The following is a 6,076-nucleotide window of genomic DNA, read 5'->3' as shown; positions in this document are numbered from 1 at the left end:
CAGTTCTTGGCGTAGATCCACTTCGCTCTCCTTGGTTGCCGTGACCAGCAACGCGATCAACGAGAAGAGGAAGTGCAGATAACGGTGCACTGGCGACGTGAAAGCCCCTCGGTGCCTTGGGGGTTGAGGATGTGCAGCGGCATCGACGCGAAGCGCTTCGTCGGGTCGAGGGCGTCGTCGCGGATGTTGCCGGAGGAGACCCGCAGGATCGGGATGCCGGCGGGCTCGGCGACCTCCCGCTCGATCCGGTCGAGGTGCTCGTAGACGGCGCGCGGTTCCCAGCCGGTGTCGGCGAAGATCGCGGCGTCGAGGCCGGGCAGGTGGCCTTCGGCGGCCAGGAGCAGCAGCGCACTGCTCTGTACTCCGGCGCCGAGTGAGAGAACTCGCAGGGCGGGAGCGGTCGTTGTGGTCACGGAGGTGTCCTTGGTGTGGGCGGGTGGACGTGGCACACCCGGGCGAAGCGGAGGAGGAGAAGCGGCTGGGGCGGCGCCGGCCGAAGAGGGGCGGACTCCGGGTCGGCGCCGCCGGGGTGGGGGTGGGTCAGGCCGAGAGGGTGAGGTCGTCGCGGCCGGCGCTGCCCTTGGCGAGGGCGCGTTCGGTGATGGCCTTGGTGGCGCGGGAGGAGGCCGGGCCGATCTCCTTGGCGGAGCGCTCCTTGTACCAGGGCTTGAGGTCAAGCATCGCCACCTTCATGCCGGTCGCGAAGAGCAGGATCTTGCCCTTGGGGAGCGCGCGGATCTCGTCCGGGGGCAGGATGCGCTCGGTGCGCATCGACACCGAAGTCGACTTGCCGCTACCGGAGTCGGAGACGGAGACGGTCTGCACGTCGTGCTCGCCGATCTGCCTCGACAGCCTGTCCGCGAAGTCGGCGTCGTCGATGCCGCTGCCGATGACCTTGACGGTGGCCGCGGACCACAGGGCGTCCATTCCGGCCTCTCCCCAGCAGCGCTGACCCTGCCGGTAGGACTGCAGGATGGTGATCGGGATGACGCCCCGGCTGCCGAGGTGGGAGTAGAGGTCCGGCAAGTCACTGATCTTGCACACGTTGGCGGCCTCGTCGAGGACGCACAGGGCGGGCGGGTCGAGTCGGCCGCCGGAGCGTTCGGCGACGATGACGGCCGCGCGCATCACCGCGTCGGCAGCAGCCGCGATGATCGCCGAGGCACTGCCGCCGCCGTCCTTGCTGAGCAGGAACAAGGTGTCCCGGCTGGAGGCGAAGTCGAACGGCTTGAACTCCGGCAGGCCCTTGGTGGGGGTGACCCAGGCGGCGATCTCCGGGTCCAGCAGGCAGCTGGCGTACTGCCTCGCCGTTTCAAAAATCCCGTCCCTGGTCTCGGTGGCGCCGGTGACGGTGCCCTGGAGCTGGGCGGCGACCGCGTGGTGGCCTGCATCGGTCAACAGGTCGACGGGAGTGCGGTCGGAGGGGGAGGCGAGCCAGGCGAGCACGTCGGTGATCGGGCGGCGGTGGCTCGCGGCGGCCAGGAACAGCGACCCGAGCGTGTTGCTCGCCGCGGTCGACCAGAAGTCGGAGCCGCTGGACTCGTCGACGGAGGCGGTGACGAAGTGCCCGGCCAGGCGCTTGGCGCCGGCGAGGTCGCGGGCGTCCGCCAGGATGTCCCACCACATCTCGCGCGGGTGGTGAGCGATCTGCTGCGGGTCGAGCGTCCAGACCGTGCCGACCTTCGCGCGGGCGTCGGCACAGGCGGTGAAGGCGTCGTTCGCCGCCTTGTTACTGGTCAGCAGCACCGGACCGGGGGCGGCGAGGATCGCGGGGATCGCGATGCCGGAGGTCTTGCCGGAGCGGGGCGCCATGATGGCGACCATCACGTCCTCCCAGCTCGCGCGGACCTCGGCCCTGCCGGGGGAGAGCGTGCCGATCAGGATGCCCCGGTCGTTCGGCTCGACCTCTTTTACACTCCCGGTCGTTCAGGCTCGGGCGCAGGCTGCGGGCCTTCTTGGTGATCTCCGTGTCCAGGAGCGGCGCTATGTCCGCCTTGCGGGCCAGGCCGCTCCTGGCTCCGGAGCGGTGGCGCAGCCACAGAACCAGGACGGTGACGGTGGTGGCGAGGGTGAGCGCGCCGGGGACGATGCGGGCGCCGACCAGGACGGCGGCCGGGTCGAGGTGGGGCCACAGCCGCTCGGGATGAAGGAGGGCTTCGGTGGCGTGGAACGGCGCCCAAGGGTCGGACCCGACGAGGTAGTTGGTGAGGTTGCCGGTCAGCCAGGCGAGGGAGCCGAACGCGAGGGCTGCGCCGACGACGGCGAAGAGGAGATAGAGGAGCGCGTCCGAGCCTGAGGTGGTCGACGGCGCGCCGGTGCGCGGGGTGGGCAAGAGGGCGTCCAGGAGGGTGCGAGCGGGCGGCGGGCGGGGCACGCTCGGCTCTCGTACGAATCACGGTGCTCTCCTCCGGAGGCGGGACTGGCGGAACGTTTCAGCGGGTGCGGGCGCCAGGCCGGACCGGCACCACCGCGGGTGTGCCGGCCCGGGCGGGGGCGGCCTTGGCAGCGGCGGAGGTACGGCGGGTGGCGGCGAGCCGCTGCTCCTCGGACTGGACGATGCAGTTCTGGCCGACGTACTCGACGACCAGGTGAGGGTCGATTCCGACCCGGTACCCGGCGTCGTCCAGCATGGTGGCTGCCGTGGAGGCCGCAGCGGGCTGGTCGGCGCCGGGAGTGTCCGGGGGCAGGTGGTAGCAGCAGGAGCCATGCGGGTCGGAGGCGGTGAAGCCGCACTGGCGCAGGACGTCGTGGATCTGCTCCGGGGCGCCGGTGCGGCAGTGGGCCCGGACCACCTCGTCCGAGCGGCGGACGATCTCGACGTCGGTGCCGAACGCGTCGGCCAGGGTGCGCATGATCGTGTGCTTCCTTCGGTTCGGTCAGTGGGGAAGGCGGTTTCAGTGGGCTCGGCCGGCAGGCCCTGCGGATGTGGCCGGTACGGACGGCATGCGGGCGGGGGCGGCGAGTGGGCCGGTGGACGTGGGTGCTGGGGTGGTGGCGCTGCGGGCGAGAGCTGCCCGGGTGCGCAGGAGTTCGGGCGGCTGTACCGGGTGGCCCGGTCCGGGCTGTGCGGGCGCAGTGCCGAGGGTTCGCAGGTCGCTGAGGGTGTCGGCGAGTTCGGCCTCGGCGGTGCTGATCAGTTCGGCGCCGGAGGAGAGGCGGTCGGACAGCTCGTACTTGTCGGGGGCCAGGCCGGCGACCTGTTCGGCCGCCGCTTCCAGTGCTTCCCGCAGCCGGGTGAGGACGCCGTCGTCGGGGTCGAGGAGCTGGTCCACCGCCGTGGCGGCGTCGGCAGCGCTGGAGGCGCCGCGGATCTGGTCGGCCAGCTCCAGAACTTGCCGGCCCGCGACCTTGAGACCCTGCGGATCGGTGGGGGTGGTCAGGAGGCCGCTGTCGAGCTTCGGGTCGAGGTCGACGTTGTAGCGGGCGGCACGCAGCATCTCGGCGGCGTGCGTGGCGACGGCGATTCGGTCGGCACGGGTCGTGGTGGTGGGCAGCCGGTGCCGGCGCCCGTGCCAGTCCTGGATCTGCTTGAACCCGGCGTGGCGCAGCAGGGTGGCCGACAGGTCGTCGCTGGAGCCCTTGGCGACGACACTGCCGCTCGGTTCGGTGCCGATGGTGATGTACGGGGCGGGCATCCGGTAGTCCTTGGCGGTGGTGACGGAGGGGACGCTCCGGGGGAGGTGGCCGAGTTCGGCGGCGATGCGGTTGCACTCGGCCTGCACGTGGAAGGCGTCGCGGTAGGTGCTGTGGATGCGGCCGTCCTCCCGCACGACGGTGGCGACGATGTGCACCGAGTGGTCGAAGGCGCGGATCGCGGCCCACCGGCAGCCGTTCGGGTCGCCGGCGGGGGCAAGCCCGGCGGCGGTGACCAGGCGCTGGGCGACGTCGGCCCACTGGGTGTCGCTCAGGTCCGGGTGCCGGGGGTCGGAGCGCACCGAGCACAGCCACACCGGCTGCTCCGGTGCGCGGGCGCCGATCCGCTGGGCGGGGGCGTCCAGCACGTCGCCGCCCAGGACATCCTGAGGGTCGCCGACCAGGGGCAGCTGATTGTCGGCGCCCCGGTACTCGGCGCCGATCAGCCTCGGACGCAGTCGGTGGCGGGGGTCGTCCGGGCCGTAGAAGGCGGGGATCAGCGCGGTCGTGGTGGCGGCGCGCTGCAGGTGGGCGATCACGGCGTCCCCTCTCGGACGGTGGTGGCGGGCCCCGGTGGCCAGGCTGGGAGCTGCGGTCGGCCGCGTGCTTCCGCGAGCGTCAGCGCCGAGCAGTGAGCCCGTTGTCACGGGCGAAGTCCTCGCAGGCGAAACGCGCCCAGCGCTGGTCGTTGTGCAGCCGGGCCCAGCGGCCGTCCTGGCGGATGACGGTGGCGACGAGGTCGAGCCGGTCGCCGGTGTTGCGCAGGGCCACCCACCGGCAGGCGTCGGGGTCGTCGTCCGGTTCGATGCCGGTGGCGTCCAGCACCTTCCACGTCAATTCGAACCACTGGTCGTCGGTGAGCGCGGCCCGGCCGTTGCTGAGGATCGAGCAGTGCCAGGTCAGGAGTCGGGACGGGGTGTGGCCGGTGCGCGGCTTGCGCAGCGCCAGCGGCTCGTCCAGCAGCGCCGCCAGGTCCGGCAGGACGATGTCCTCCTGGTCGGGCGGGCCGGGCGACCACGACGCCAGCAGGTAGGACTCGAAACCGGGATCGGCGCCGTTCAGCACGGCGAGCAGATCGGTGGTGCTCTCGGTGCGCCGCACGGTGCAGGACAGCGGGGAGGAGGACATCGCGGGGGCTTTCGGATCGTGGTGAAGGGGGCGGGAGTTGGTGAGGTTCGCTGCGCCGGGGGAAGGCGCCGGCAGGTCAGACGAAGGGATTCTCGGTCGGCCGGTCGGTGTCCGCGGCCGCCTCCAGCAGCTCGGGCAGGTCGCCGGGTTCGCAGGCGCGCTGGTCGATCCACCAGCCGGCGCGGGTGATCGTGCGAGCCTGGTCCTCGATCAGCTCCCACTCGGGTTCCGCCATGCCGGCGTCGAGGACGAGCGCGGTGTACGCGGCGGCGAGGACCTGGTGGCGGCACCGGACGCCCCAGGCGATGCCCTTCTCGGTGCCCTCCAGTGGCGGCATCCGGTACTGCTTGGACCAGTCGTCCGATTCGGCCTGCTCGGCGGCGCGCTTGGCCTCCAGCCACGCCGCCTTCTCCGTGTCGTCACCGGCCTTCGCCGCGCGCCAGCAGTCGGTGCACTCCTGCTTGGCCAGCCACTCGGCGAAGCCGGCCCGGCGGTCGGCCGGACGGTCGCCGAGGTCGCGTTCGGCCTCGTGCCCGCACGAGTGGGTGATCTGCCAGACCTTCTTCACGGCCATGTGCTCTGCTCCTTCGGGGTGAGGGTGGTCAGCGGGCGCGGGCGAACGCGATGCGCGGGTCGACCGCTGCCGGCGGCGGGCTCACGGGGGCGGGCGCCTTGAGCGCGGCCTCGTCGACGCGGAACTTGCGCGTGGTGAACGCCTGCTGGACCGGTGCGCGGTGGGCGGAGACCTCCTCGGCGAGGCCGGGCAGCATGGCCACCTGGAAGTTGCCGCGCTGCAGCCCGACCGTGGTGCGGGCCACCGCGTCGAGCGCCTCGGCCCGGGTGCCGGGCGGGGGGAGGTAGACGTCCAGGTCCCGGTGGTGGCGCCAGCCATCGGTCACCAGGAATATGCCCGGGTTGAAGGGCAGGTCGTCGTTGACGGCGGCGACGATGCCCAGGCTCGGGTGCTCGGCGATGGCGACGTCCGGACCGGCGCCTGGAGCGGCCTGGGCCTGCCGCTCTTGCACCCGCTGCTGCCGGTCGGTGTTCCTTGCGGCCAGGGTCATGTCGGTGTCGACGCGGTAACCGGCGCCGGTGAGGAGCTTGGCGGCCCAGGCGGTGCGCTCGGGGGCTTCGCGGTGCTGGTCGGTAAGCGTGAAGAGCTTCGGGTTGCCGGGTAGGCGCTGGAAGTCGAGGCGTTCCAGCATCCACTCGGCGGCGGCCGACTGGGTGGGCAGGGAGGCGACGACGCCGTGGGTCGGGTGGTGCCCAATGGCGACGTCGGGCAGCGGGATGGGTTCGGCGGCAGGCACGGTGG

5 protein-coding genes and 2 pseudogenes are annotated in these 6,076 nt (G+C 72.3%); all 7 read right to left on the bottom strand.

Annotated elements, in window-relative coordinates; translation table 11 throughout:
• Positions 1–83: 83 nt before the first annotated feature.
• Positions 84–347 (bottom strand): annotated as a pseudogene (locus ACWDD9_RS22490) (hypothetical protein); the annotation flags it as partial.
• A gap of 193 nt (positions 348–540) precedes the next feature.
• A pseudogene (locus ACWDD9_RS22485) lies at positions 541–2,332 on the bottom strand (type IV secretory system conjugative DNA transfer family protein).
• 100 nt (positions 2,333–2,432) lie between these two features.
• The gene (locus tag ACWDD9_RS22480) at positions 2,433–2,852 is read right to left on the bottom strand and encodes a hypothetical protein (protein WP_449812485.1); all 420 of its coding nucleotides are present in this window, start codon (positions 2,850–2,852) and stop codon (positions 2,433–2,435) included.
• A gap of 42 nt (positions 2,853–2,894) precedes the next feature.
• The gene (locus ACWDD9_RS22475; protein ID WP_449812484.1) at positions 2,895–4,172 is read right to left on the bottom strand and encodes a hypothetical protein; all 1,278 of its coding nucleotides are present in this window, start codon (positions 4,170–4,172) and stop codon (positions 2,895–2,897) included.
• A 79-nt stretch (positions 4,173–4,251) separates the two neighbouring features.
• A complete protein-coding gene (locus ACWDD9_RS22470; RefSeq protein WP_449812483.1) occupies positions 4,252–4,761 on the bottom strand; it encodes a hypothetical protein in 510 nt (169 codons plus the stop codon).
• Positions 4,762–4,837: 76 nt separating this feature from the next.
• A complete protein-coding gene (locus ACWDD9_RS22465) occupies positions 4,838–5,335 on the bottom strand; it encodes a hypothetical protein (protein ID WP_375876829.1) in 498 nt (165 codons plus the stop codon).
• Positions 5,336–5,363: 28 nt separating this feature from the next.
• Positions 5,364–6,071: a hypothetical protein gene (locus ACWDD9_RS22460; RefSeq protein ID WP_375876828.1), complete on the bottom strand. Its 708-nt coding sequence runs from the start codon at positions 6,069–6,071 to the stop codon at positions 5,364–5,366.
• Between the last annotated feature and the right edge of the window lie 5 nt (positions 6,072–6,076).

Source organism: Kitasatospora sp. NPDC001119 (assembly GCF_053598475.1).
The sequence above is the reverse complement of the archived record's forward strand: the minus strand, read 5'-3'. Positions and strand labels throughout refer to the sequence as shown.